This window comes from Pseudomonas sp. K8 (genome assembly GCF_014889455.1).
Classification (GTDB): Bacteria; Pseudomonadota; Gammaproteobacteria; order Pseudomonadales; family Pseudomonadaceae; genus Aquipseudomonas; species Aquipseudomonas veronii.
Genome location: NZ_VJWO01000043.1, coordinates 1 through 23,180, shown reverse-complemented (window position 1 = coordinate 23,180; position 23,180 = coordinate 1). Strand labels below are relative to the sequence as shown.

Below are 23,180 nucleotides of genomic sequence, written 5' to 3'. Positions count from 1 at the left end.
ATGGCTTCCGTAAATGCCTCCCACGACGATGACGACGATGCCGCCGTCGACAGCATCAACATCACGCCCCTGGTGGACGTGCTGATGGTGGTGCTGGTGATGTTCATCCTCACTGCCACCGCCCAGGTCTCGGGCATCCAGATTCACCTGCCCAAGGCCAGCGCCTCGGTGTCGCTGTCGGAGGCCAAGACCAAGGCCATCTCCGTCAACGACGGCGGCCAGGTGTTTCTCGATGCCTATCCGGTCACCCTCGGCGAGCTGGAGGAGCGCCTGCGCATCGAGAAAGCGCTGAACCCGGATTTCCCGGTGATCGTGCGCGGCGACGCCACGGTGCAGTACCAGAAGGTGATCGAGGTGCTCGACCTGCTGCGGCGGTTGGAGCTGTCCCAGGTCGGGCTGGTCACCGGCAAACCGAGCCAGGGCTGAGTCATGACCGCACAGATCCCGATGCCGCCGTTGCCCGTGAAGAACAAGCCGCCGCTGCGCCCGCTGAAGTGGGGCGCCGGCCTGCTGCTGGGCGCCGTGGCCGCCTGGTTTCTCTGGCAATGGGCCAATGACATGAGTGGGGTACGCCGCGAAGCACCCAAGGTGCCGACCATTATCCCGTTGCCGCCACCACCGCCACCGCCGCCGGAAAAACCCAAGGAACCCGAGCCCCAGGTGGAAGAAAAAGTACCCGAACCGGTGCCCACGCCCGAGCCCGAAGAGGTGAAGCCGGCGGAAGAAGCACCGCCTTCGCCGGCCGATGACTTGGCCAACCCGATGCAGATTGATGGCGATGCGCAGTCCGGCAATGACGGCTTCAACATCGGCGCGGGCAAGGGCGGTGGCATGGCCGGTTCCGGCGGCGGTGGCCTGGGTGCCGGCACGTACAAGCAATACCTGGCGGGGGTGTTTCAACGCCTGCTGAGGGAAGACCCGGAGTTACGCAAAAAGGCCTACGCGGTACAGGCGGATGTGTGGTTGAGCGCCGAGGGCCAGGTCACGCGTGTGGAGCTGGCCAAGTCCAGCGGCGACCGCGAGACCGACGCCCAGGTGCTGGCGGCGTTGCGTGTACCGCATGCCGCGCAACGCGTTCCAGCCTCGGTGAGCATGCCGGTGCGCCTGTCCCTCAAGGGTCGGCGTCCGGATTGATCGAACCCATTTTTTGCAGTTTTTTACAGGAGTTGCTTACGAATGATTTCCCCCGTGAATCGCCTGACTCTGGCGGTCGGCATGGTCATCGCGACCCTGGTCGGCCAGGCGACGGCCGCCCCGGTCGCCCCTTCGGAAAACGTCACGATCAACCTGATCCGCCTGCTGGTACAGCAAGGCGTGCTCACCCAGGACACCGCCAATGGGCTGATCGCCCAGGCGGAAAAAGAAGCCCAACAGGCACGCCAGGCCAATGCCGCGCCGGTGGTCGCCAGCGGCCCGACGGCGGCACCTGGCGATGTGCGCGTGCAGTATGTGCCGCAAGCGGTACGCGACCAGATCCGCGATCAGGTCAAGGCCGAAGTCATGGCCACCGCCAAGCAGGAAAACTGGGCCCAGCCCAATACCTTCCCGGATTGGGTCTCGCGCATCAGCTTTGATGGCGATATCCGCCTGCGTGACGAGTCGCGCTATTTCTCGGGTAACAACAGCAATGAAATCCTCGATTACGCCAAGCTCAATGAGAACGGGCCTTACGACGTCAACCGCAACTCCAACACCAAGTTGCCGCCGCTGCTCAACACCCGTGAAGACCGCGAAAGCCTGTTCCGCCTGCGTGCGCGCCTGGGCATGAAAGCGGTGATCTCGCCGGAATGGACCGCCGGCATTCGCCTGGGCACCGGCTCTGACAATAACCCGGTGTCCACTACCCAGACCCTGGGCGGTGGCTTCGGCAAGAAGGACATCTGGCTCGACCAGGGTTACCTGAGGTGGAAAACCACCGACTACATGACCTTGACCGGCGGGCGAATCGCCAATCCGTTCTACGCCACCGACATGATGTATTCCAACGAGCTCAATTTCGACGGCGTGGCCGCGATCTTCAACCACAAGCTCAACAACGAGTGGGGCCTGTTCGGCACCCTCGGTGCATTCCCGGTCGAATACACTGCGGATGCCGCCAGCAGCAACGGCATCGACAAGGAAGACAGTCAGACCAAATGGCTGTTCGGCGGGCAAATCGGCGCCGATTGGAAGATCAACCGCGGCAACAGCCTTAAGCTCGCCGCGGCCTATTACCAGTTCCAGGACATCCAGGGTGAGCGCTCCAGCCCTTGTTCGCCGTGGGCCGGCGCCCCCGGTTGCGACACCGACGGCACGCGTGTGGCCTTTATGCAAAAAGGCAACAGTGTGTTCCTGCTGCGTAACAACACCACCAACCCGGCGGACCCTGTCAGAACGCCAGACCCGCAGTACGTAGGCCTGGCGTCCAAGTTCGACGTGCTGGACCTCAACCTGGTCTGGGACAGCGAACTGCCCAGCGACTTCAAGTTGCGCACCCAAGGCAACTACATCCGCAACCTGGCCTACGACAAAGGCGAGATGCTCAAGCGCAGCGAAGGCCAGATCGTCAACAACATCAACAGCAAGGGCCAGTTTGAAAGTGGCGGCAACGCCATGATGGTGCAGTTCACCCTCGGCAGTGCGCTGGAGATGCGCAAACGTGGCGATTGGAACGTGCTGGCCGGCTACAAGTACATCCAGCCTGACGCCTTGCCCGACGGTTTCAACGACTCCTCGTATCACCTCGGCGGCACCAACGCCAAGGGCTACTTCATTGGCGGCAACTACGGCATCGACAAGAACATCTACGCCAGTGCGCGTTGGTTGAGCGCGTCGGAAGTGTATGGCGCGCCGTTCGAAGTCGATGTGATGCAACTGGAACTCAACACGCGCTTCTGATGCGCAGGGAGATGCCCCATGAACACGCGAATATGCGCGCTGCTGTTGCTGCTGGTTACCACCGGTGCTTCGGCCGAAGGCATGGAAGAGCGCCTGCGCACGCAACTGCGCAGCACCACCCAGCAGTTGCAGGCGCTGCAAAGCGAGCAGGCCCAGGCCAGTGCCGCGCGCCTGGCGGCGGAAAACCAGGCCAAGCAGGCCCAGGTGCAAATCAAGCAATTGACCGCCGAGCTGGAAAAGGCCCGTGGCGTGGCCGAGCAACTCGCCGGCCAGCAACAGAACCTGCACAGCCAGGCGCAAGCCCAGGCGGCGGCGAGCAACGAGCAGATCGGCAAGTTCAAGAAGGCTTATGACGAACTGCTGGTGTTGGCCAAGGGCAAAGAAACCGAGCGCGCACGCCTGCAGGCGCAACTGAGCGAACGTGACACACAAGTGCAGCAATGTTCAGCCAAGAATCAGCAGATGTACGGCGTGGCTCAGCAGTTGCTCGCGGCCTACGAAAAAATCGACGTGGCCGAGGTGATGAGTATTCGCCAACCCTTCGCCAGCGGTGCGCGGGTCAAGTTCGAGGAACTGGCCCAGGGTTTTGGCGACGATCTGTACAAGACCCGCTTCGATGCGCCCCAGGCGGGCGTCAATCATTGATCCACAAGGAAGAGCAGACCATGAACGAATTGATCACCAGCGTCACCGCCCAGAGCCTCACCGAGTTGCTGCAAGAGGCCGGCTACCGGGTCAACCAGAGCGAGCAGAACGGCATCGTGCAACTGCTCAGCGCCAGCCAGGGCATCGGCTTTGCGGTGCGTTTCGGCAACCCGGCGACGGAGCCGGGCAGCTACGTGGATTTCACCTACAGCTGCGCGCTGCGCGTGCAGGGCGACTTGCCCGAAGGCCTGGCCCAGGTGTGGAACGCCTCGCGCCGTTTTGCGCGGCTGTCGGTGCAGGGTGAATTTCTGCTGATGGAAATGGACGTGGTGGTGGCCGGTGTCGGCGCCACGCACCTGCGCAGTCAGTTGGAACTGTGGGACCGCCTGCTGCAGGAATTTATCGTCTACCTGCGTGAGTACAGCCAGCACGCCGCGCAGTTGCAGGCCCAGGCGGCTGAACCTGTAGCTGAAGAGGTACCGGTGCTGTGAAGAAGCGAACCGTGGTTGTCGGCGCGGGGGCGCTGACGTTGCTGGTGGTGGCGGTGGGGTTGAGCCTGCGACCGGGCAGCGACCCGGTCGCCGCTCAGCAACCGGCACCTGTCGTCACGTCCTCGCCCAACGAGCGTGGCGCGCCGGCGGTGGCGCGCCTGGGCAACCAGCAGATCGACGTGCCTGAACTGAAAAGCGTGCTGGCGAGCCTGCCGGCCGAATCCCGTGAGCAACTGCGCGGCAATCGTGGCGCCCTGGAGAGCTGGCTGCGTTCGCGCCTGGCGCAAAAGGCCGTGCTCGAACAGGCCGACGCCCAGGGCTGGCGCCAACGTCCGGAGGTGGAGCAACAGACCCGCGCCGCCACCGAACAGATCGTGTTTCGCGACTACATGCTCTCGGTCAGCCAGGTGCCGGCCGACTACCCCAGCGCCGCTGAATTGCAGCAGGCCTACGACGCTGGCAAAGCACAATGGATGACGCCGCCGATGTACCGGGTCAGCCAGATCTTCCTGGCGCTGAATGACCCGCAAAGTGTCGACGCGGTACGTCGCCAGGCCCAGGAACTGAGCCGCAAGGCCCAGGCCGCGCCGGGGGATTTTGCCGCCCTGGCCACGCAATACTCGCAAGACCCGGACACCGCCCAGCGCGGCGGCGACTCGGGCTTGCAGCCGTTGCAGCAACTGGTGCCGGCGGTGCGCGAAGCGGTGTCGCGGCTCAAGGTCGGCGCGGTCTCGGAGGTGGTGCAAAGCCCGGCGGGGTTCCATGTGCTCAAACTCACCGCCCAGCAACCGGCGCGCACCGCCACCCTCGACGAACTGCGCGAGCGCCTGACCCAGGCCCTGCGCGCGCAACGCCAGGAACAGATCGCCAAGGCGTATCTGGAAGGCATGCTCAATACCGCGACCTTGAGCATCGACGGCGCGCAGTTGAACCAGGTGCTGGAGTAACCCGCGTCAAGCGCATTGGATGCACAAGACCTACAAGACAGGGAGTCTCCCATGGCATTTCTAGAACCGTCTGGCCCCCAGGGGCCTGCACCCTATCGCGAGCCGAGCCAGTCCCGCAGCGCCTGGTTGGCTCTGGCCAACGACATCGAGCCGGAGGTCGCGCGCTACTTTCTGGTGAGTGCGCGCTGCGGCTGTTTCATGCAGGCGGCGCGCAGCCTGAATATCAAGGCGACGCTGCTGCGCAAACGCCTGGCGCAACTGGAGGAACAACTGCGCCATGTGTTGTTCATTTTTCAGGGCAACGGCCTGGTACTCAGCCGCGATGGCCAACTGCTGCAGGCGCAATTGATTGCCCTGGCCCATGCGCGGCGCCTGCCGGTGGTGGAGCAGCCGCTGATTCGCCTGGCCGTGGCCGAGCCGATCCTGCACGACATCCTCGGGCGCGACCTGATCGCCTTGCTGCGCCGCAACGCCAGCGTGCGCCTGGAAATCATCTCCATCGACAGCCAATTGTCCCTGCAAGCGGTGGACGTTGACGTGGTGCTGTGGCTCTCCGACGCCGATGGCCCCACGCCCGGCCCGAGTTTCCCCACTGCGCCGCCTCAAGTGCTGGCGCGCTTGGAGTACCTGCCGCACATCGCCAAGCGTTACTCGCGGCTGACAACCCGCCCCGACAGTGTCGAAGACCTGGATGACTACATGCTGGTGCAGTGGCAGCCGGATGGGCAGGTGAACGCCTTACAGCCATGGAACACGGTGGTGGCACAGCGCCTGGCCGCGGTCGTGCAGGTGCATGCCTATTCGTTGATGCTCGAGATGATCCGCTGCGGCGCCTGCATCGGTTTGCTGCCGCGCTACATGGGCAGCTTCGACCGTGGCCTGGTGGCCTTGCCGGGATTGCTCGCCGAGCCCATGCAGCGCCAGGTGTGGCTGGCGGTGAAAGCGCAGGTGCAGCATGCCGAGGCGGTGCAGATGATCGTCGAGTTGATCACCAGTACGTTCGAGGGGCGGCGGGAGTGGTTTGATTAGTGCAGGATCCGGCCCCGGACGTTGCGTGATCGCCCCAACTGCGCCAGTCTTGGCGGTCTCATCTTTCCTGTAGCTGCGATCCGCGATGCAAGCCACCCGTTTGACTCTGATCTGCCATGCCGTCACGCCATTGCAAAAGCGCGGCTGCTTTGCCGATGACGAATCGTTGGTGATGGATTGGCAAAACGCGGCGTTATCCCTGGCCGGTCGCTTCAAGAAAAACGTGCGGCTGTGCTGTGGGCCCGAGGCGCGAACCCGTCAGACGGCGAGCTTGTTCGGTGATCGGGCGCAGATCGATGAGGCCTTGCGTGATGGCGATGTCGGGCACTGGAAAGGCCAGGACATCGCCGCGCTCGACAGCGCCGAACTGACGACCTGGCTCACCGACAGCGCGAGCGCACCCCACGGTGGCGAGTCGGTGGATCGGCTCTGCGCGCGCGTCGCGCGGTGGATGCAGTCGCTGCAGACCGAATCCGGCCATGTCGTGGCCATCACCCATCCGTTTGTCATCCGCGCCGCGTTGCTCTACGTCATGCAGTTTCCCGTCGCGATGTTTTATCGCATCGATGTGGAACCGCTGTCTTGCACGGAGCTGCGTTTCAACGGCGTCTGGCGCCTGCGCCTGGAAACTCACGCCTGAGTGCGTGAACATGGCAAAATCCACGCCCCGCAATGAGAGCAACCCATGAAACGCATCCTGATCATCGGCATTGGCGCCGGCAACCCTGACTACATCACGATGCAGGCCGTGAAGGCGCTGAACCGCACCGACGTGTTTTTCCTGATGGACAAGGGCCAGAGCAAAGACAAACTGATCGACCTGCGCCGTGAGATCTGCGCGACCTACATCACCGAGCCCGGCTACCGCTTCGTCGAGGCCGATTGCCCCGAGCGGGTGCGCGGGGACATCGACTACACCCGCGCCGTGCAGGACCTCAACCGCGATAAGCAGCAGACCTTCGAGCGCATGATCAACGAAGAAATGGCCGACGGCGAAGTGGGGGCTTTTCTGGCTTGGGGCGATCCGGCGTTGTACGACAGCACCATCCGCATTCTGCAGGCGATCCTGGCCAGTGGCCGCTGCGTCTTTGAATTCGAAGTGATCCCCGGCATCACCAGCGTGCAGGCCCTGGCGGCCCAGCACAAAGTGCCGCTGAACCGCATCGGCCGCTCCATCGAGATCACCACCGGGCGCCGTTTGGCGGCGGGGCAGGCGAGCGATGCCGACACCCTGGTGGTGATGCTCGACGCCGAAGACTCCTACCGCACCGTGGCCGATCAGGATCTGGACATTTATTGGGGGGCCTACCTCGGCACGCCGGATGAAATCCTCATCAGCGGCAAGGTGAGTGAAGTCGCTGAAGACATCCAACGGGTGCGCAAGGCTGCGCGTCTGGCCAACGGCTGGATCATGGACACTTATTTGCTGCGCAAACCCTGAGGTCGATCTCCATGTTCAAACTGTTCGCGCTGGTGTTGACCCTGGTGGCCGGTGCCGCCCACGCCGATTCCGACCTGCACACCGACTTGCCGTTGTTGTACCTGGAACAGACCCAGGGCGATGCGCGCAACCAGCCGCTGGTGATTTTCCTGCACGGTTTTGGCAGCAACGAGGAAGACCTGTTCGGCATCAAGGATGCGCTGCCGTCCACCTGGACCTACCTGTCGGCGCGCGCGCCGATGCCGGTGGACGCCCAAGGGTTCCGCTGGTTCACCAAGACGCCGGGTGACGGCGATTACGATGGGATGACCGACGACCTGCAGAGCAGCGCCAGGCTGATCAAGGCGTTTGTCGCCAAGGCTACCGTCAAATACCACACCCAGCCTGACCGGGTGTTCCTGGTGGGGTTCAGCCAGGGCGCGATCATGTCTTACGAGGTGGCGTTACGTGACCCTGAGTTGGTGCGCGGGATTGCGGCGCTCAGTGGCAGCGTGCTGCCGGTGCTCAAGGCGCAGCTCAAGCCGGATGAGCGATTGGGCCAGCTGGCGATTTTCATCGGTCACGGCACGTTGGACCAGGCGCTGCCGTATGCCTCGGCGACGCGGGCGAACGAGGTGTTGTCGGGGTTGGGGCTCAAGCCGCAGTTTCATACTTATCCGGGCATGAACCACACCATCAGCGCAGCGGAAGTGCAGGACTTGAAGGCCTGGCTGGAAACCAATGTGAAGTGAACACCGCTAAAAATGTGGGAGGGAGCTTGCTCCCGATAGCAGTGTGTCAGCCAACACATGCATGACTGATGCACCGCCATCGGGATGCAAGCCCCATCCCACAGTTGATCGGTGTGGTTTTAACGGTCGGTTTACTTGCTGCCAGTGATCAGTTTCACCAACTGCGCATGCCCCTTCACATCATCCGCCCGCGAAATCGCCTGGATCACCAGTAAGTGATTGCCGGAACCGCCGAGGAAGGTGGAGTTCAAGGTTTTGCCGCCGCCTTGGGTGGCCGTGCTGTCCACCTGGCGCAGGCCGAGGCCCTTGAAGGTCAGTTTCTTTTCGTTCTGTTTCTTGAAGTCGGGCAGGGCGGCGCTCTGGTCCTTGACGAACCCGGCGACTGCGCCGTCGAGAAACTGCGGGTCATTATCGTTAATGGTCACCCCGTTGTTGCGCACGGTTTCGGCGACGATGACCACACTTTTCGTGGTTTGGTTCGCGTACATCGTACCTTGGGTATCCCCGGTGCCGTCTGCTGCCTTGCCGGCTGGCAGGGTGTCGGCGACATAGGCCTTGGGCAGGTCGAAGCTGAACTTGCCGCCCAAGGTGGAGATGGTCTGATCCGCCGGCTTGGCCGCGGCGAATACGCTGCCGGCGCTAAGCGCCAGGGCCAGCAGGACGGCGGTCTTGGTGAAAGTGGCCATGAAGAAGCGCTCCGGTAGATGAACGAAATTGCGCCGTATTCTGTCAGAAAATTCGCAAGATCGTTCATCTGCACCATCACACCTTGTCGGACTCTTCCTCAAGACGGTCCATTTCAAACAACCGCGCCAGTTCCGCACGGGCTTCCTGGGCGGTCTGCATGACCTTGGCCGCGTCGTCGTACACCGCGTGCTGGGCGGCGAGGACCTGCAGGTCGTGGTTCTTGAACCGGGTGATGCGCGCGTCGGCCTGGGCTTGGCTCAGGCCTAGGCCCACCAGGGTGCGGCGGCTCATTTCCAGGCTGGAATAGAAGGTTTCGCGCACCGGTGACGCGTCGAGGTCCACCAAACGGTGGACGTGCTGGCGGTTACGGGCGCGGGCGATGATCTTCATGTGCGGATAGAGGCTGCGCACCAGTTCGGCGGGTTTTATGTTTATCTCCGGGTCATCCATCGCGATAACGAAGAACTCCGCCCGGTCGACCTTGGCCGCGTGCAGGATCTCCGGACGTTGCGGGTCGCCGTAGAACACCGGCATGCCGCCGAAGCTGCGGGTCAGCTCGATGGTTTCGACCGAGGTGTCCAGGGCGATAAACGAAATGTTCTGCGCGCGCAGGATTCGCGCGACGATCTGCCCCATGCGGCCCATGCCGGCGATGATCACGCGCGGCGCATCGCTTTCGATGGTGCGGTATTCCTCGGGGACTTCCACGGGTTTGACCTTGGGCTTGAACAGCTTCGGGCAGACCAGCAACAGCAGCGGCGTCACGGCCATCGACAGGGTGATGGTCAGCACCAGGATGTCGTACAGGTGCGGTTCGAACAGGCCCTGGTCGCGGCCGATCTTGAACACCACGAAGGCGAATTCACCACCTGCCGCCAGCACCACGCCCAGGCGCAAGGCGCTCTCGCGGTTGAGATCGCCCACCAGCCGGCCGACGGCATACAGCAGCGGCAGTTTCAAACCGATCAACAGCAGGGTCAGGCCGATCACCACCAGCGGCGAGCTGAGCAGCAGGCTGAGGTTGGCGCCCATGCCCACGCTGATGAAAAACAGGCCGAGCAGCAGGCCCTTGAACGGTTCGATCTGGGATTCCAGTTCGTGGCGGTATTCCGAGTCCGCCAGCAGCAGGCCGGCGAGGAACGCGCCCAGGGCCATGGACACGCCGACCAACTCCATCAGCCAGGCGGTGCCGATCACTACCAGCAACGCGGTGGCCGTGGACACTTCGCGCAGGCCGGTCTTGGCGACGACGCGAAACACCGGGCGCACCAGATAGCGCCCGCCGATGATCACCACGGCGATGCTGCCGAGGATCTGCAACACGTGCTGCACGCCCTGGGCCTGGGTGCTTGGGTGATCGCCCCCGGCCAGCAACGGCACCATGGCAATCAGCGGGATCGCCGCAATGTCCTGGAACAGCAGAATCGCAAAAGCCAGGCGCCCGTGGGGCTGGTTCAGTTCCTTGCGCTCGGCCAGGCTTTGCAGGCCAAAGGCGGTGGACGACAGCGCCAGGCCCAGGCCCAGCACGATTGCGCTGTTCCACGACTGGCCGAACAGCCACAGCGCGACCCCGCCCATCACCAGGCCGGTGAGCAGCACCTGGGCCAGGCCGACACCGAATACCGCCTTGCGCATCACCCATAAACGTTTCGGCGACAGCTCCAGGCCGATGATGAACAGCAGCAGCACCACGCCCAACTCCGAGAACTGCGCGACGCTTTGCGGGTTGCCGATCAGGCCCAGTACCGACGGGCCGATGATCACACCGGCGAACAGATAGCCCAGCACCGCGCCCAACTGCAGGCGCTTGGCAAGGGGCACGGTCAGCACGGCGGCGAGCAGGAACACCACGGCTGCTTGTAACAGGTTGCCTTCATGGGGCATTGCGAACTCCAAAATCTTTAAAGCCAATCAACAGGCGGCTATTAGAGCGCTTTTTACATGTCGATAATTGTGTTTTTGCAGTGTGGGATCGTGCTGGGCAGGTGATTTTTTGCTGGGCGACCGCGTTCTCGCGGGCGTGTCTTTCACTGGCTGAGTGTTTTTCCAGGCGCACTGGCGGGCGTGCGGTACAACCCCACGGCCAGTCCCGTGATGATGAGCGCAATCGAGAGCAGGTTGGGCGTGGATATGCGCTCGCCGATGATCAGCATCGAACTGGTCATGCCGAACACCGGAATCAGCAGGGACAGCGGCGCTACGGTGGATACCGGGTATGCCTTGAGCAGTGAGTTCCAGCCCCAGTAGGCAAAGTGCGTGGCCAGGTAGACCTGGAACAGGATGGAACCCGCCGCCGTCAGGTCGAGGTTGGCGCCCACGTTGGCGAACGCTGCGCTGCCGTGCAGCCACCAGGCCATGAGCCACAGCGGAATCGGTGGGAACAGACTGGCCCACACCATGAACGAGAAGATCTCTTTCACGCCCGATTGCTTGATGATCACGTTGCCGACACTCCAGGCCAGCGCGCTGAAGACGATCAACAGAATACCCAGCAGCGCGTGGTCGCCGTGTTGCGTCGCGATAATCCCCGCCAGGCCGGTCACCGCGAGCACGGCGCCGAGCACTTGGGCCCTGCGGATTTTTTCCTGGAACAGCACATAGCCCCAACCCATGCTGAAAAACACGCTGAGTTGGATGATCAGCGAGGCGATTCCCGGGCTGACGCCGACCTGAATGCCGTAGTTGATCACGCCCCACATCCCCAGCCCGAAGATGAGCCCGTAAGCCGCCACATAGTGGAAGCGCACGGCGGGGCGCTTGATGAAAAACACCAGCGGCAGAGCGGCGAGGGCAAAGCGTATGCCGGTGAGGACAAAGGGGTCGATTGCACGCAGGCCCAATTTTGTCAGGGGGAAGTTCACCCCCCAGACCAACGTAACCAGCACGGCAAGCACCAGGTGTTTTTTCTGCATGGGGTTTCCTTTAGGCAGAGTGCAGCTTCAAAGGCGTCGATGTTAGGCGGCAGGGCAGTGGCCCGCTTGCTATGCCAGGTCAACTTTTGACAGAATCGGGCCATGATGCCGACTTTTGATGCCGACAGCCCCGACGCGCTGGTGACGCTGCGCGAATACCCCTCTGGCACCGTGTTTGCGCGGCACACGCACCCGCGAGGTCAGTTCGCCTACGCTTCCACCGGCGCACTGAAAATGTTTACCGACCTGGGCAACTGGGTGGTGCCGCCGCAGCGGGCGATCTGGGTGCCCGGCGGCGTGCCCCATGAAATGCAGATGCGCGGCGATGTGGTGATGCTCAATACCTACCTGGACGCCGGCGCCGCCGCACGGGCGGGGTTGCAGGCACGCTGCCAGGTGTTTGAAGTGTCGCCCCTGCTCAGGCATCTGTTGCAGGCGGCGCTGACCATCGAGCCTTCGACCTTACCCAATGCCAGGCAGGCCTGCGTGCTGACGCTGCTGATCGACGAGATCGGAGCGATGCCCGAGTTGCCCCTCAGCGCGCCGTTGCCCCGCGAGCCACGGCTGGCGAGCGCCTGCCAGCGTTTTCTGGAGGCCCCTACGCAACACACTTCGATTGACGAAATGGCCGCGTGGTCGAGCATGAGCCGGCGCACCTTTACCCGCCATTTCCTTGAGAACACGGGCATGACGTTCGTCGCCTGGCGCCAGCAAGTCTGCCTGCTGGAAGCCACTGCCCGGCTCAGCCACGGCGTGTCTATCACCGAGGTTGCGCTTGAGTTGGGCTTCAGCAGTGCCAGCGCCTTCACTGCGTTGTTCCGGCGCAACCTGGGCGATACCCCGGCGCGTTATCTGACTAAATCAAAGGCCGCGTCGTTGTTCTGAGGGGGTTGCGGCGTCCGCGCCCGTCAGGATTCACCTTCCTGTGGCCCGCCCTTTGTTACTATCGGCGTCCTTCGTCACCAGGAGTCATCGGCCCATGCAGCACCAGTGGGATGAAATGCACCGTACCCGCAAGCCCACGTTCGTACTGTGCGGCGAGCCTCAGGGGGACGTGCTCAATCTCTATGTTCACGGTTACTCGGCGTTCTTCAACCGGCAGCAACTGGGCAACTTCACGGCGCAACTGGCAAGTATCGAAGGTTCGACCAACCTGATGCTGTTCTGGCCGGCCGGGCATTTTCTGGAAAACCTGTTCGCACCGTTCAAGGACGTGATCACCGCGATGCTCGGCGGCGGCGGCCTGGGAGCGGCGACGGTAGGAGTGGGCAAGGCGATCGGGTATTTTCTCGACCATTACAAAAGTGTCGAGGCGCGGGTGGATGAAGTGGCCCGCAGCCTGTTGCCGGAACTGGCAGAGTTCCTCCACGGCGAGTCGCTGCAGGTGCGGCGCATCAACCTGATCGGGCATTCCCTCGGCGCGCGCATCCTGGTCAAGAGCGTGTTGGCCAACCCCGACACTGCGCGCGAACTGCCGTTGAACCATTTGCTGTTGATGGGCGGGGCGATCTGTACGTCGAGCCCTTGGGATGAAGTGTGCGCAGCGCTTTCGGGGCGGGTGATCAACTGTCACTCCAGTAAGGATTGGGCCCTGGCGATGAAACCGGATACCGAGCGTTGCATCGGTCGCTACGCCATCCCGATCACGCCCGCGCTCAAGGCCAAGGTGACCAACGTTCACCTGGCCAGCTTCGATCACGCGGCCTATTGGCCACAGTTGCAGACGGTGGTGCAGTACACCGACCTGCTGCAGGAGCGACGCGGCATGATCCGCGCCGACCAGCGCAGTAGCGAGGTGCGCTTTGTCGAAGAAGATGACGAACTGTTCCCGGTGCTGGTGCGGGCGCGCCCGGACGAACTGAAGTTCCTCGCCGAATTGATCGCGCAAAAGCGCAGTGCCTCGATTGATGCCACGGTGCGCGAGCCGCTGAAGTTGGCCATCGAGTTGCAGCGCATGGGCGGCGACAGCTTCATGAACCTCGCCCGGGGGCACGGTGTGGGGTATCGCCAGATCGCCGAGGATGTGGCGCAGCGGCTGGGGATCAAGTTCGATGAACCGATGGAGACCGTCGTGCTGGCGGACATCGAAGCGCAGGTCGCGGAAAAACTCATCGAACAATACAAGGACAAACTCAGCCACGCCGACCGCCAGGCGTTCGACGCCGAGCTTCAGGCGGCGGCGCAAAAGGAGCAGGGCCTGTTCCATCGCATCGATGTCGGCCGTTCGGCCGCCACGGCGTTGAGCGGTACGGCGTTGGCGGGGCTGACCGGGTTCATCCTGCGGCGCGGCGCGGCCACGGCGATTCCGCTGGTGGGCCAGGCGCTGGCGGCGGCGATGTTGCTGGTGAGCGGGGTGCGTGCGTTTTCCGGCCCGGCGTATTCGATCACGACCTTGGCGGTACTGGTGATCGGGGTGATCCGCCAGCGCATGGAGCGCGAAGCGTTGAACCAGGAAATGGACCTGGTGGTGCAAGTGGTCGAAGCGTTTGACCTGCCACGGGACACGGTGATGCGAACGGTTGCATCCGACTGATAAGCTACGGGCTTGTCTAGAGTGTTTGCCTGGGATACTGCGTGAAATTCAGCCTGCCGAAAATCGCTACCGCTCCGTTTTGCCCGCCGGAAGTGGCTGGCTCTGTCATCGTCGACCCCAAGGCGTCGTTTTTCAAACGAATGCTGATGTTTGCCGGCCCCGGCTTGCTGATTTCCATCGGCTACATGGACCCGGGCAACTGGGCCACGGCGATCGAGGCCGGTTCGCGCTACGGCTACAACCTGCTGTTCGTGGTGCTGCTGGCCAGCCTGGCGGGCATGGTGGTGCAGTGCCTGTGCTCGCGCCTGGGCATCGCCACCGGCAAGGACCTGGCGCAGCTGTGCCGCGAACGCTACAGCCAACGCTCGGCCCGCACCCAGTGGGTGCTGGCGGAAATTTCCATCATCGCCACCGACCTCGCCGAAGTGCTCGGCTGCGCCCTGGCGTTTCACCTGCTGCTCGGTGTTTCGTTGACCACCGGCATTGTCATCACCGCGTTTGACACGCTCTTGGTGCTGGCCCTGCAAAACCGTGGTTTCCGCCGCCTGGAAGCGATCATGTTGGCGCTGGTCGCCACCATTGGCGTGTGTTTCTTCATCGAGCTGGTGCTGATCAAACCCTATTGGCCGGACGTGTTCAGCGGCTTTGCGCCGTCGTTGTCGGCCATCAGCGATGCCGCGCCGTTGTACCTGGCGATTGGTATCCTCGGTGCCACCGTGATGCCGCATAACCTCTACCTGCACAGCTCGATCGTGCAAACCCGGCTGATCGGCAAAGACCTCGCCAGCAAGCAGGACGCGGTCAAGCTGGCGCGTATCGACACCATCGGCTCCCTGGCCCTGGCCTTGCTGGTCAACGCCGCGATCCTGGTGCTTGCCGCCGCTGCGTTCCATAAAACCGGGCATACCGATGTGGTCGAGATCCAGGACGCCTACCACTTGCTCGATCCTCTGGTCGGCGGCGCCTTCGCCAGCATCCTGTTCGGCATCGCCTTGCTGGCCTCCGGGCCGAGTTCCACGTTCACCGGCACCATCGCCGGGCAAGTGATCATGGAGGGCTACCTCGACCTGCGCATTCCTTGCTGGCAGCGACGCCTGATCACCCGTGGGCTGGCGCTGATCCCGGCGTTCGTGGGGGTGTGGCTGATGGGCGACGCGGCCATTGGCAAGTTGCTGATTCTCAGCCAGGTGGTGCTCAGCCTGCAGTTGCCGTTTGCGTTGTATCCGCTGATCCGCATGACCGGCGACGCGCGCCTGATGGGCCCGTTCGTCAATCGCCTGCCGACGCGCGTGCTCGCGTGGTTTCTGTTTGCGCTGATCAGTGGCGCGAATGCGTGGTTGATCGGGCAGTGGTTGTTTTGATCCAAGGCCCGCAGTGCTGGGGCGATCTACACCAGGACCGCCAGCGATGTGTATTGGGCAACCTGCGGATCGGCCGTCAATAGCTTCATCGGTTCGCTCAGGGCGGTTGCAGCGATGAGCCGATCGAAAGGGTCTTTGTGATGAGGCTTGAGATCCTTGACCGCAATGGCGTGTTCTGACGTGATGGGGAGTTCGACGAAACCGCTTTGCAGGCAGCACTCACGGACTTCATCCAGATCGACAGTGAGTTTCCCCAGGCCGACCTTGATCGCCAGTTCCCAGAATGTGGCGGCACTGACGTAGATCTCTGCGGCATGTTCAATCAGCTTTCGGGCTTTGCTGGAGAGCTTGGGGTCATCGTTCAACGTCCACAATAGGATGTGGGTATCCAGCAGCACTCTCATGAATGAGTGCCCTGGAACGCCTCGATGAGGTCGTCGGACAAAGGCGCGTCGAAGTCATCCGGGATCACCAGCTTGCCTTGCATGGCGCCAATTCGCCTGCCTTTGGATTTTCCAACAGGGACAAGCTGCGCCATCGCTCGCCCATGTTTGGCGATGGTGATGATTTTGCCGGCAGCCGCCTCATCAACCAGTTTTGACAGCGTGTTTTTGGCTTCGCCCAACGGCACTGTAATCATGGGGCTCTCCGCATATTTTGGCCAAATATAGCCAGAACTGCTGGCGCTATCAAAGACAGCCTGACCGCTGGTTGACGCCAACCGTTTTGAGCGCGACGGGTTGCGGTACATGACATCCATGGCATTGCTCCAAACAAGGGTTTCGCCGAAGTCTGTCGCAGCGTGCCGGGCTTAGGAATAGTGGCCCGAAAAATCGGAATGGACCTACTTTAACCGCGAGGCGTTTTCCCCATGAGCGTGCTGATCGACCATTTCGGCTGGCTGGGCCACCCGGCCATCGAACTGTCGGGCAGCCGGATCGTGGCAATGGCCTGCCTGGCGCTAGCGCTGGTGTTCAGGTACCGCAGCAACACCCGCACCGACTGATGGTAGGAACCATCCGCGCCGGCCCGCAGTCACTGCTAAAGGTGTCGGCGCCCGCCGCACCGGGACGACCATGACGAAGGAGTCTGACCATGCCAGATACAACCTGTGCCTGCCCACACTGCAAATGTGTGCTGGGAGTAGAGGCGGTGATGAAAGACGGTAAGGGCTATTGCTGCCAGGGCTGTGCCGAACACCATGCCCATGGTGAGCCGTGTGTGGCACCGACGGGCTGCGAATGCGCCAAGTCGGCTAAAGGCTGAGCGCGGTAAAAATTCGCTCGGTTTGTCGGGCGCTGGTCATTACCATGGCCGCTCACCCTTGCCGGATGTGTTCCCCATGGCCCTGGCCACGCCCCCCGACCTCAGTGATCACGCCGTGCCCGTGCAGCCGCTGGCGCGGACCTACCCGCGTGGTTGGTACGTAGAGCCCCATCGGCATGACTGGGGCCAGTTGCTCTATGCCATGAGCGGGGTGATGTGGGTCGAGACGCCACGCGAAGCGCTGGTGGTGCCGCCCCAACGCGCCGTCTGGCTGCCGCCGGGCGTGGAACACGGGATACGCGTGGTTTCGGATTTGCAGATGCGCAATATCTACCTGCGCCCGGCGTTGGCCGCGACGCTGGACAGCCAGGTGCAGGTGATTGAAGTCGGCGGGCTGCTGCGCGAGTTGATCGTCACCCTGGTGGAGCAGGGCGACAGTGGCGATGCCGGCTATTACGACGCGGTGGTCGGCCTGGCCCTGCTGGAGCTGCAGCGCGCACGTCGTGCGTCAATCCGCATCGCCATGCCGCTGGAGGCCGACCGCCGCCTGGTCAATGCCTGCCAGGCGGTGATGGCTGCGCCATCCCTGGCGATTCCCTTCGAGCATCACGCCGAGGCCGCCGGTGCCAGTGTGCGGACCTTGGCGCGGCTGTTCCAGAACCACCTTGGCATGGGCTTCGCCGAATGGCGCCGCCAGGTGCAACTGGCCACGGCGGTGGCTGAGTTGATCCAAGGCCAGTCAGTCAGCGCGATCGCACGGTCCCTGGGTTACTCGCCCAGCAGTTTCAGCGACATGTTCCGTCGTGAACTCGGCGTGGCACCGTCGCAGTACCGCGGTTGAAGGTTTGGCCGAAATCCTGAAGCACTTGGCCGATGAGGTGGGCGGCGGCTTCCTACACTAAGCGCCATCCAACCACCAGGCGCTGCCCCCATGAGTTACTTGATCTCCCTAGCCATTGGCCTCTTCGTCGGCGTGATCTACGGTGCGCTGGATTTCCGCTCGCCCGCGCCGCCGGCCATCGCGCTGGTAGGCCTGATGGGCATGTTGCTCGGCGAAAAACTGTGGCCGATGGGGCGTCAGTTGGTCAGTGGTTGGTTGTCCTGAATGTCCTTTCCCCTTTGATGGATGCCGCTCATGAAAGCGCTGCAATTTTCCGCCACCGGCGACCTCTCCACCCTGCGTTTCGTCGACGTCGCCACCCCGGTGCCCGCCACCGGGGACGTGCTGGTACAGATCAAGGCCGCCGGTCTCAACCCCAGCGACGTGAAGAATGTGCTCGGTCGCTTTCCCTACACCACGCTGCCGCGCATTCCCGGTCGCGACTTCGCCGGCGTGGTGGTCGAAGGCCCGCAGGAATGGGTCGGGCAGGCGGTCTGGGGCACCGGGCGTGACCTCGGTTTCTTCGCCGACGGTTCCCACGCCCAGTACCTCACTGTGTCGGCCAAGGGCGTGGCGCACAAACCCAGCCACCTGAGTTTTGCCCAGGCCGCCAGCCTCGGTGTGCCGTACACCACCGCATGGGACGCCCTGCAGCGCAGCGCGGTCGGCGAGGGCACGCGGGTGCTGGTCATCGGTGCGAACGGGGCCGTCGGCAGTGCGGCGTTGGCCTTGGCGAAAATCCTTGGGGCGCAGGTACTGGCGGCGGTGCGACGCCCTGAGCAGGCCGAAGTGTTGCAGGCGCAAGGTATCGCCGCGATTACCCCGGGCCAGCCGGAGGATTTGGGCGCGCAGGTCAATGCCGTGTTCAAGGGCGGCGCCGATGTGATCTTCGACACCACGGGGTTCTGGTTGCCCGCCGCTGTGGCGGGGCTGGCGCCGTTCGGGCGCATCGCGATCATCGCCGCGCCGGTCGACGGTCATGTGCAACTGCCGGCCCTGGCCCTGTATCGCAAGGGCGGTTCGGTGGTGGGGATCAATTCGTTGCTCTACAACTGCGAGCAATGTGCAGTGATGCTGGAGCAGTTCGGGCACTTCTTTGACGAAGGGTTGCTGCCGCTGCCGAGCGGCCTGCGCGAAGTGGCGTTGGCCGAGGGTGTGAAATGCTTCGAGGAGGTGAATGTGGGCAGCGCCGATAAGATCGTCTTGCTGCCCTGACGCGCTTGAACAGGTGGGAGCAAACCCGCTCCCACCGGTGGTTTTTGACTAGGCGTCGGGCACGCCTTTTTCCCACGCCGACCAGTGCTTCAGGATCGCCTGGACCAACGGGTTGCCCGTGCGGTACAGGTTTTCCAGCGCCGGCACGAAGCCGCCCTGGTCCGCATATTTGAGCAGGTTATCCACCTCGCTGTAGCCCGGATAAGGCCGGTCGAAATCCGACCCGGCGCGCACCACCGCCAGACGCTGGATATCCACCAGCCCTTCGCGACTGGCGCGCAGCAGGGCTTCATAGGTGGAGTTGTCTTCCTGCTGGGTGGTGCAGTATTCGCCTTGGTTGTCGGTGAGCAACCGCGTCCAGACTTCGGCGCGCTCGCTCAGGCGCGTGCCGGAGAACCAGGTGTTGCCCGCCAGGGTGTCGCAGCGGGTGACTTGCGGCGGTTGGTTGGCCGGTGCCGCAGGGTAGTGTTTGCGCCAGGCGCTGGATTCCTGGCTTTCCGTCAGCTCAACCTTCTGCGACAGGGCAAACGCCTTGGCCTGCAGTTTCGGGTTCAGCTCGAACACTTCGGTCTTGTAGTCCAGCGGCGGTTTTTCGTTCGGACCCTTGGTGTTGATACCGATGTAGCCGGTCGGCCAGTCTTTGGGCGCGTCCCGCGAATCGATTTCCCACTGGGTGCCGAACTCCACCAGGTAATGCGCCCAGGCGGTGGTGCCGAGGGTGCCGTGTTTGGGGCTGATGCCGGCGATCCCGGCGATCAGAAAGTAGCTCTGGCGCAGGTCGAACTTGGGTGACAGCGCCAACGCCAGGGTGGACGCGGCGGCGTTGGTCTGGCCCATGCCGGTCACCAGCAGGCAGACGTCTTCGGTATTGCAACGAATCACCGGGTATTCGGCGGACAAGCCCGGCACGCGGACTTCCTGCTTGAGCGCCAGGCGATCGATCCAGGTTTGCGCCTCGGGGGCGAACATGGTGACCAGCATCACCTTGGGCTTGATCGGCGCAGGCGCCTGCGCCAGTACCAGGTGGGGCAGCAGCGCCAGGCCGACGGCCAGCGAGACACGGGTAAACAGACTCATCTAAAACTCCTTGATCAGAATTGGTAGCCTACGCCGGCGTAGTAACCCCAGCATGTTAGCGGTGTGCGCCGGGTTTTCCTTGCGCAGGTCCTTGCCGAAATCGCAGTTGGTGAAGCCGATATAGGTCAGTGAGGCGCCGTCGTTCAACTGCCGGATGGGCGCGAAGTATTTCAGCTGCGCACGGTGGCCGTCCCATGCGTATTCATTGCTGGCGCCATTGTGCTGCCGTGGTCGTAGATCCAGTCAAAGGCCGCGTACCATTCCTTGACCGCGCCGATGGCCAGGCTGCACGCCGCCGGATCGTCGATGGAGGCCCGTGGTTCGTGCTCGATGAACAGCGGCGAGCCATGATCCCATGCGCCTTTGTCATTACGGTTACCGATGCCGAGAATCTTCGACACGTCGATATACCCCTTCCGTTCGAAACAATCCTTGTGGCCGAAGACTGATGTCCTGGCTGCCGATCAATGTCGGGTTCTTGGGGTCAGTATTGACGCAGTGTCATTTTTTCGCTGCGCTGGAACAGGTGCATGGCCGTTTCGCGCCGATACTCGCTGGGCGTCTGGTGCATCTCGATGCGAAAGTGCCGGTTGAAATTGGACAGGTTGGCGTAGCCCACTTCAAAGCAGATCGCCGCCACGGACAGCTCGCTTTGCAGCAACAGCCGGCACGCCCGCTGTATGCGGAACTTGCGCATCAGGTCGATAAAACCGTGGCCGGTGTTGCGCTTGAAGAAGCGTGAGAAGCCCGCTTCGCTCATCTCCAGTTGCCGGGCGATTACCGACAGGCGCACATCGCCGGTCAATTCGCGCATCAGGTAGTCGAACGCCTTGTTGATGCGCTCGGCGCTGCGCGCGTCCAGGGTCGGCGCATAGCACGGGCTGGCCAGGGCCTTCACCTGCGGCGGCGGGGCGTTCTTGAGGGTGTCGAGCAGTTGCAGGAACAGGATCAGGCGTTGCAGGCCGTGGGCGCTGCCGATGTCTTCCAGCAGGCGGGCCGCTTGCACGGCAGTTTCGCCGCTGAATGCCAGGCCGCGCCGGGCCTGTTCGAACAACGGCTGCACGTCGCCGAGTTCCGGCAGGGTCTTGCGCAGGGCGAGGAGGGCGCTGCCATCGAATTGCAGCACCACATCGCGGCCGCTCTGGTGTTCGCCGGGGGCCAGGTCGCCGATCCAGTCGTGGGGCAGGTCCGGGCCGATCAGCGCAACATGCCCGGCACTGAATGCGCCGATGTAATCGCCCGCCACCAACTTGCCGCTGCCTTGGCGGATCAGGTGGATCTCGAATTCCGGGTGGTGATTCCAGCGCGCCAGTTCGTAGGGGTAGTCATGTTCGAACCAGCGAAAACAGTGTTCCGGCTCGGGCAGGATCACTTCGAGTTCCGCGGGGCGGTGTTCGAACAACTCGGCGCGGCTGATGGGCATGGTGATGCCTCTTGTACTTGGGGAATTGCGCCAAAATACGCGTGTTGGCGACAGCCGCGCTACCGAAGCTTTCGCCCGGCACTGATACTTTTTTGATCCCGGGCCTGCGGTTAAAAAAGTATCGGTCGGGCATTCGCTACGGGTTTGTGAGGGCCCGGCCAAGCTGCTGTAATCGGCCCTCGACCATAAAAACAAGTGGTGGACACCGCCGAGCACGAGATCAAACGCGCCGGTTATCCCCCATCAATGCCCGAGGGACACGCACCCCATGAAACGACTGGAAGGTAAGAGCGCGCTGATCACCGGATCGGCGCGAGGCATCGGTCGCGCCTTTGCCCAGGCCTATATCCGTGAAGGCGCCACGGTTGCCATCGCCGATATCGACCTGCAGCGGGCCCAGGCCACAGCAGCCGAACTGGGCCCGCAGGCTTACGCGGTGGCAATGGACGTCACCGACCAGGCGTCGATCGACGCCGCGATTGCCGCCGTGGTGGCCCATGCCGGCCAGCTGGATATTCTGATCAACAACGCGGCGCTGTTCGATCTGGCGCCGATTGTCGACATCACCCGCGAGAGTTTCGAGCGGCTGTTCTCTATCAACGTCGCCGGCACCCTGTTCACCCTGCAGGCCGCGGCCCGGCAGATGATCCGCCAGGGCCACGGCGGCAAGATCATCAACATGGCCAGCCAGGCGGGGCGGCGCGGCGAGCCGCTGGTCGCGGTGTACTGCGCGAGCAAGGCGGCGGTGATCAGCCTCACCCAATCGGCGGGGCTGAACCTGATCAAGCAGGGCATCAACGTCCACGCCCTCGCCCCGGGCGTGGTCGATGGCGAGCATTGGGACGGGGTGGACGCACTGTTCGCCAAGCACGAAGGCCTGGCGCCGGGTGAGAAGAAGCAGCGGGTAGGCGACGAGGTGCCGTTCGGACGCATGGGCACCGCTGAAGACCTCACCGGTATGGCGATCTTCCTCGCGTCGAAGGACGCCGACTATGTCGTCGCCCAGACCTACAACGTCGATGGCGGTAATTGGATGAGTTAGGCCATACACCGATCAACATGTGGGAGCGAGCATGAGGCTGCGATAGCGGGCTGTCAGCCAGCAAAAAAGTCAGCAGTACCGGCCCCGTCGCAGCCTCGCCGGGGCTCGACACCTCCCACAGTAGATCGCCATGTCCGGCCGCAGCGCGGTCTTCTTGTGGGAGCTGTCGAGCTTCAGCGAGGCTGCGATAGCGGACGGTCAGGCGCCAAAACTGTCAGCAGTACCGGCCTCGTCGCAGACTCGCCGGGGCTCGACACCTCCCACAGTAGATCGCCATGTCCGGCCGCAGCGCGGTCTCCTTGTGGGAGCTGTCGAGCTTCAGCGAGGCTGCGATAGCGGACGGTCAGGCAGCAAAACTGTCAGCAGTACCGGTCTCGTCGCAGCCTCGCCGGGGCTCGACACCTCCCACAGTAGATCGCCATGTCTGCCCGCAGCGCGGTCTCCTTGTGGGAGTTGTCGAGCTTCAGCGAGGCTGCGATAGCGGACGGTCAGGCGGCAAAACTGTCAGCAGTACCGGCCCCGTCGCAGCCTCGCCGGGGCTCGACACCTCCCACAGTAGATCGCCATGTCCGCCCGCAGCGCGGTCTCCTTGTGGGAGTTGTCGAGCTTCAGCGAGGCTGCGA

At 63.2% G+C, this 23,180-nt stretch carries 25 protein-coding genes and 2 pseudogenes; 19 read left to right on the top strand and 8 right to left on the bottom strand.

All coding sequences use genetic code 11. From position 1 onward, the window contains the following. From INT12_RS23615 to INT12_RS23570, 10 genes are all read left to right on the top strand, one after another. Nucleotides 1-426 carry an ExbD/TolR family protein gene (locus INT12_RS23615; RefSeq protein ID WP_017849147.1) on the top strand — a complete coding sequence of 142 codons (426 nt, stop codon included), beginning with the start codon at nucleotides 1-3 and terminating at the stop codon, nucleotides 424-426. A gap of 3 nt (nucleotides 427-429) precedes the next feature. Continuing rightward, nucleotides 430-1,134 carry an energy transducer TonB gene (locus INT12_RS23610; protein WP_017849148.1) on the top strand — a complete coding sequence of 235 codons (705 nt, stop codon included), beginning with the start codon at nucleotides 430-432 and terminating at the stop codon, nucleotides 1,132-1,134. A 42-nt stretch (nucleotides 1,135-1,176) separates the two neighbouring features. Next, the gene (locus INT12_RS23605; RefSeq protein ID WP_017849149.1) at nucleotides 1,177-2,877 is read left to right on the top strand and encodes a putative porin; all 1,701 of its coding nucleotides are present in this window, start codon (nucleotides 1,177-1,179) and stop codon (nucleotides 2,875-2,877) included. Nucleotides 2,878-2,895: 18 nt separating this feature from the next. Beyond that, a complete protein-coding gene (locus INT12_RS23600) occupies nucleotides 2,896-3,522 on the top strand; it encodes a hypothetical protein (protein WP_046489225.1) in 627 nt (208 codons plus the stop codon). A gap of 20 nt (nucleotides 3,523-3,542) precedes the next feature. Beyond that, nucleotides 3,543-4,013, top strand: a complete 471-nt coding sequence (locus INT12_RS23595; RefSeq protein ID WP_102618446.1) for a YbjN domain-containing protein — start codon at nucleotides 3,543-3,545, stop codon at nucleotides 4,011-4,013. Further along, a complete protein-coding gene (locus INT12_RS23590; RefSeq protein WP_046489222.1) occupies nucleotides 4,010-4,960 on the top strand; it encodes a peptidylprolyl isomerase in 951 nt (316 codons plus the stop codon). The genes INT12_RS23595 and INT12_RS23590 overlap by 4 nt, the downstream gene beginning before the upstream one ends. A 51-nt stretch (nucleotides 4,961-5,011) precedes the next feature. Beyond that, the gene (locus INT12_RS23585) at nucleotides 5,012-5,989 is read left to right on the top strand and encodes a LysR family transcriptional regulator (protein ID WP_046489220.1); all 978 of its coding nucleotides are present in this window, start codon (nucleotides 5,012-5,014) and stop codon (nucleotides 5,987-5,989) included. Between the two features lie 85 nt (nucleotides 5,990-6,074). Further along, on the top strand, nucleotides 6,075-6,629 hold the full coding sequence (locus INT12_RS23580) for a histidine phosphatase family protein (protein WP_193040587.1): 555 nt from the start codon (nucleotides 6,075-6,077) through the stop codon (nucleotides 6,627-6,629). A gap of 45 nt (nucleotides 6,630-6,674) precedes the next feature. Next, nucleotides 6,675-7,430: a precorrin-6A synthase (deacetylating) gene (gene cobF / locus INT12_RS23575; RefSeq protein ID WP_108525161.1), complete on the top strand. Its 756-nt coding sequence runs from the start codon at nucleotides 6,675-6,677 to the stop codon at nucleotides 7,428-7,430. Between the two features lie 11 nt (nucleotides 7,431-7,441). Beyond that, a complete protein-coding gene (locus INT12_RS23570; RefSeq protein ID WP_046383057.1) occupies nucleotides 7,442-8,161 on the top strand; it encodes an alpha/beta hydrolase in 720 nt (239 codons plus the stop codon). A 131-nt stretch (nucleotides 8,162-8,292) separates the two neighbouring features. Here the strand turns inward: INT12_RS23570 and INT12_RS23565 are convergent, their stop codons facing one another. From INT12_RS23565 to INT12_RS23555, 3 genes are all read right to left on the bottom strand, one after another. Further along, a complete protein-coding gene (locus INT12_RS23565) occupies nucleotides 8,293-8,847 on the bottom strand; it encodes a hypothetical protein (RefSeq protein WP_193059041.1) in 555 nt (184 codons plus the stop codon). Between the two features lie 76 nt (nucleotides 8,848-8,923). Further along, nucleotides 8,924-10,732, bottom strand: coding sequence for a monovalent cation:proton antiporter-2 (CPA2) family protein (locus INT12_RS23560; RefSeq protein ID WP_193059040.1), 1,809 nt, complete (start codon nucleotides 10,730-10,732; stop codon nucleotides 8,924-8,926). Between the two features lie 143 nt (nucleotides 10,733-10,875). Further along, nucleotides 10,876-11,760: an EamA family transporter gene (locus INT12_RS23555; RefSeq protein ID WP_104902991.1), complete on the bottom strand. Its 885-nt coding sequence runs from the start codon at nucleotides 11,758-11,760 to the stop codon at nucleotides 10,876-10,878. A gap of 102 nt (nucleotides 11,761-11,862) precedes the next feature. On the opposite strand from INT12_RS23555, the gene INT12_RS23550 reads away from it, so the two are divergent. From INT12_RS23550 to INT12_RS23540, 3 genes are all read left to right on the top strand, one after another. Then, entirely contained in the window at nucleotides 11,863-12,645 is a 783-nt protein-coding gene (locus INT12_RS23550; RefSeq protein WP_193040585.1) for an AraC family transcriptional regulator, read from the top strand. Between the two features lie 94 nt (nucleotides 12,646-12,739). After that, nucleotides 12,740-14,293, top strand: coding sequence for a DUF726 domain-containing protein (locus INT12_RS23545; protein WP_193040584.1), 1,554 nt, complete (start codon nucleotides 12,740-12,742; stop codon nucleotides 14,291-14,293). A gap of 41 nt (nucleotides 14,294-14,334) precedes the next feature. After that, nucleotides 14,335-15,654: an Nramp family divalent metal transporter gene (locus INT12_RS23540; RefSeq protein WP_193059039.1), complete on the top strand. Its 1,320-nt coding sequence runs from the start codon at nucleotides 14,335-14,337 to the stop codon at nucleotides 15,652-15,654. Between the two features lie 26 nt (nucleotides 15,655-15,680). Here INT12_RS23540 and INT12_RS23535 read toward each other — a convergent pair whose 3' ends face one another. Further along, entirely contained in the window at nucleotides 15,681-16,058 is a 378-nt protein-coding gene (locus INT12_RS23535; RefSeq protein ID WP_026140307.1) for a type II toxin-antitoxin system VapC family toxin, read from the bottom strand. Further along, complete coding sequence (locus INT12_RS23530; protein WP_226926289.1) at nucleotides 16,055-16,414, bottom strand: type II toxin-antitoxin system Phd/YefM family antitoxin; 360 nt, start codon at nucleotides 16,412-16,414, stop codon at nucleotides 16,055-16,057. The genes INT12_RS23535 and INT12_RS23530 overlap by 4 nt, the downstream gene beginning before the upstream one ends. Before the next feature lie 111 nt (nucleotides 16,415-16,525). Here INT12_RS23530 and INT12_RS23525 point away from each other — a divergent pair. The 5 genes and pseudogenes from INT12_RS23525 to INT12_RS23505 all read left to right on the top strand — a co-directional run. Then, a pseudogene (locus INT12_RS23525) lies at nucleotides 16,526-16,660 on the top strand (DMT family transporter); the annotation flags it as partial. An 89-nt stretch (nucleotides 16,661-16,749) separates the two neighbouring features. After that, the gene (locus INT12_RS23520) at nucleotides 16,750-16,920 is read left to right on the top strand and encodes a metallothionein (protein ID WP_079444133.1); all 171 of its coding nucleotides are present in this window, start codon (nucleotides 16,750-16,752) and stop codon (nucleotides 16,918-16,920) included. 76 nt (nucleotides 16,921-16,996) lie between these two features. Then, complete coding sequence (locus tag INT12_RS23515) at nucleotides 16,997-17,761, top strand: AraC family transcriptional regulator (RefSeq protein WP_046383065.1); 765 nt, start codon at nucleotides 16,997-16,999, stop codon at nucleotides 17,759-17,761. A 90-nt stretch (nucleotides 17,762-17,851) separates the two neighbouring features. After that, nucleotides 17,852-18,025 carry a DUF1427 family protein gene (locus INT12_RS23510; protein WP_017849167.1) on the top strand — a complete coding sequence of 58 codons (174 nt, stop codon included), beginning with the start codon at nucleotides 17,852-17,854 and terminating at the stop codon, nucleotides 18,023-18,025. A 30-nt stretch (nucleotides 18,026-18,055) separates the two neighbouring features. Continuing rightward, on the top strand, nucleotides 18,056-19,015 hold the full coding sequence (locus INT12_RS23505; RefSeq protein ID WP_193040583.1) for a quinone oxidoreductase family protein: 960 nt from the start codon (nucleotides 18,056-18,058) through the stop codon (nucleotides 19,013-19,015). 48 nt (nucleotides 19,016-19,063) lie between these two features. Here INT12_RS23505 and INT12_RS23500 read toward each other — a convergent pair whose 3' ends face one another. From INT12_RS23500 to INT12_RS23490, 3 genes and pseudogenes are all read right to left on the bottom strand, one after another. Then, nucleotides 19,064-20,092 (bottom strand): purine-nucleoside phosphorylase, encoded by a 1,029-nt coding sequence (locus INT12_RS23500; protein WP_046489210.1) that lies wholly within the window; start codon nucleotides 20,090-20,092, stop codon nucleotides 19,064-19,066. Between the two features lie 54 nt (nucleotides 20,093-20,146). Next, nucleotides 20,147-20,535: pseudogene (locus INT12_RS23495) on the bottom strand (outer membrane protein OmpK); the annotation flags it as partial. 41 nt (nucleotides 20,536-20,576) lie between these two features. Next, entirely contained in the window at nucleotides 20,577-21,515 is a 939-nt protein-coding gene (locus tag INT12_RS23490; RefSeq protein ID WP_193041168.1) for an AraC family transcriptional regulator, read from the bottom strand. Nucleotides 21,516-21,783: 268 nt separating this feature from the next. Here INT12_RS23490 and INT12_RS23485 point away from each other — a divergent pair, with 268 nt between their 5' ends. Further along, entirely contained in the window at nucleotides 21,784-22,557 is a 774-nt protein-coding gene (locus INT12_RS23485; protein WP_193059038.1) for an L-iditol 2-dehydrogenase, read from the top strand. Nucleotides 22,558-23,180 lie beyond the last annotated feature (623 nt).

Bases quoted from the DNA above. Each gene is read 5' to 3' on its own strand.
- INT12_RS23615 (WP_017849147.1), top strand. From the start codon at position 1: ATGGCTTCCGTAAATGCCTCCCACGACGATGACGACGATGCCGCCGTC.
- INT12_RS23610 (WP_017849148.1), top strand. From the start codon at position 430: ATGACCGCACAGATCCCGATGCCGCCGTTGCCCGTGAAGAACAAGCCG.
- INT12_RS23605 (WP_017849149.1), top strand. From the start codon at position 1,177: ATGATTTCCCCCGTGAATCGCCTGACTCTGGCGGTCGGCATGGTCATC.
- INT12_RS23600 (WP_046489225.1), top strand. From the start codon at position 2,896: ATGAACACGCGAATATGCGCGCTGCTGTTGCTGCTGGTTACCACCGGT.
- INT12_RS23595 (WP_102618446.1), top strand. From the start codon at position 3,543: ATGAACGAATTGATCACCAGCGTCACCGCCCAGAGCCTCACCGAGTTG.
- INT12_RS23585 (WP_046489220.1), top strand. From the start codon at position 5,012: ATGGCATTTCTAGAACCGTCTGGCCCCCAGGGGCCTGCACCCTATCGC.
- INT12_RS23580 (WP_193040587.1), top strand. From the start codon at position 6,075: ATGCAAGCCACCCGTTTGACTCTGATCTGCCATGCCGTCACGCCATTG.
- cobF (WP_108525161.1), top strand. From the start codon at position 6,675: ATGAAACGCATCCTGATCATCGGCATTGGCGCCGGCAACCCTGACTAC.
- INT12_RS23570 (WP_046383057.1), top strand. From the start codon at position 7,442: ATGTTCAAACTGTTCGCGCTGGTGTTGACCCTGGTGGCCGGTGCCGCC.
- INT12_RS23565 (WP_193059041.1), bottom strand. From the start codon at position 8,847: ATGGCCACTTTCACCAAGACCGCCGTCCTGCTGGCCCTGGCGCTTAGC.
- INT12_RS23560 (WP_193059040.1), bottom strand. From the start codon at position 10,732: ATGCCCCATGAAGGCAACCTGTTACAAGCAGCCGTGGTGTTCCTGCTC.
- INT12_RS23555 (WP_104902991.1), bottom strand. From the start codon at position 11,760: ATGCAGAAAAAACACCTGGTGCTTGCCGTGCTGGTTACGTTGGTCTGG.
- INT12_RS23550 (WP_193040585.1), top strand. From the start codon at position 11,863: ATGATGCCGACTTTTGATGCCGACAGCCCCGACGCGCTGGTGACGCTG.
- INT12_RS23545 (WP_193040584.1), top strand. From the start codon at position 12,740: ATGCAGCACCAGTGGGATGAAATGCACCGTACCCGCAAGCCCACGTTC.
- INT12_RS23535 (WP_026140307.1), bottom strand. From the start codon at position 16,058: ATGAGAGTGCTGCTGGATACCCACATCCTATTGTGGACGTTGAACGAT.
- INT12_RS23530 (WP_226926289.1), bottom strand. From the start codon at position 16,414: ATGGATGTCATGTACCGCAACCCGTCGCGCTCAAAACGGTTGGCGTCA.
- INT12_RS23520 (WP_079444133.1), top strand. From the start codon at position 16,750: ATGCCAGATACAACCTGTGCCTGCCCACACTGCAAATGTGTGCTGGGA.
- INT12_RS23515 (WP_046383065.1), top strand. From the start codon at position 16,997: ATGGCCCTGGCCACGCCCCCCGACCTCAGTGATCACGCCGTGCCCGTG.
- INT12_RS23510 (WP_017849167.1), top strand. From the start codon at position 17,852: ATGAGTTACTTGATCTCCCTAGCCATTGGCCTCTTCGTCGGCGTGATC.
- INT12_RS23505 (WP_193040583.1), top strand. From the start codon at position 18,056: ATGAAAGCGCTGCAATTTTCCGCCACCGGCGACCTCTCCACCCTGCGT.
- INT12_RS23500 (WP_046489210.1), bottom strand. From the start codon at position 20,092: ATGAGTCTGTTTACCCGTGTCTCGCTGGCCGTCGGCCTGGCGCTGCTG.
- INT12_RS23490 (WP_193041168.1), bottom strand. From the start codon at position 21,515: ATGCCCATCAGCCGCGCCGAGTTGTTCGAACACCGCCCCGCGGAACTC.
- INT12_RS23485 (WP_193059038.1), top strand. From the start codon at position 21,784: ATGAAACGACTGGAAGGTAAGAGCGCGCTGATCACCGGATCGGCGCGA.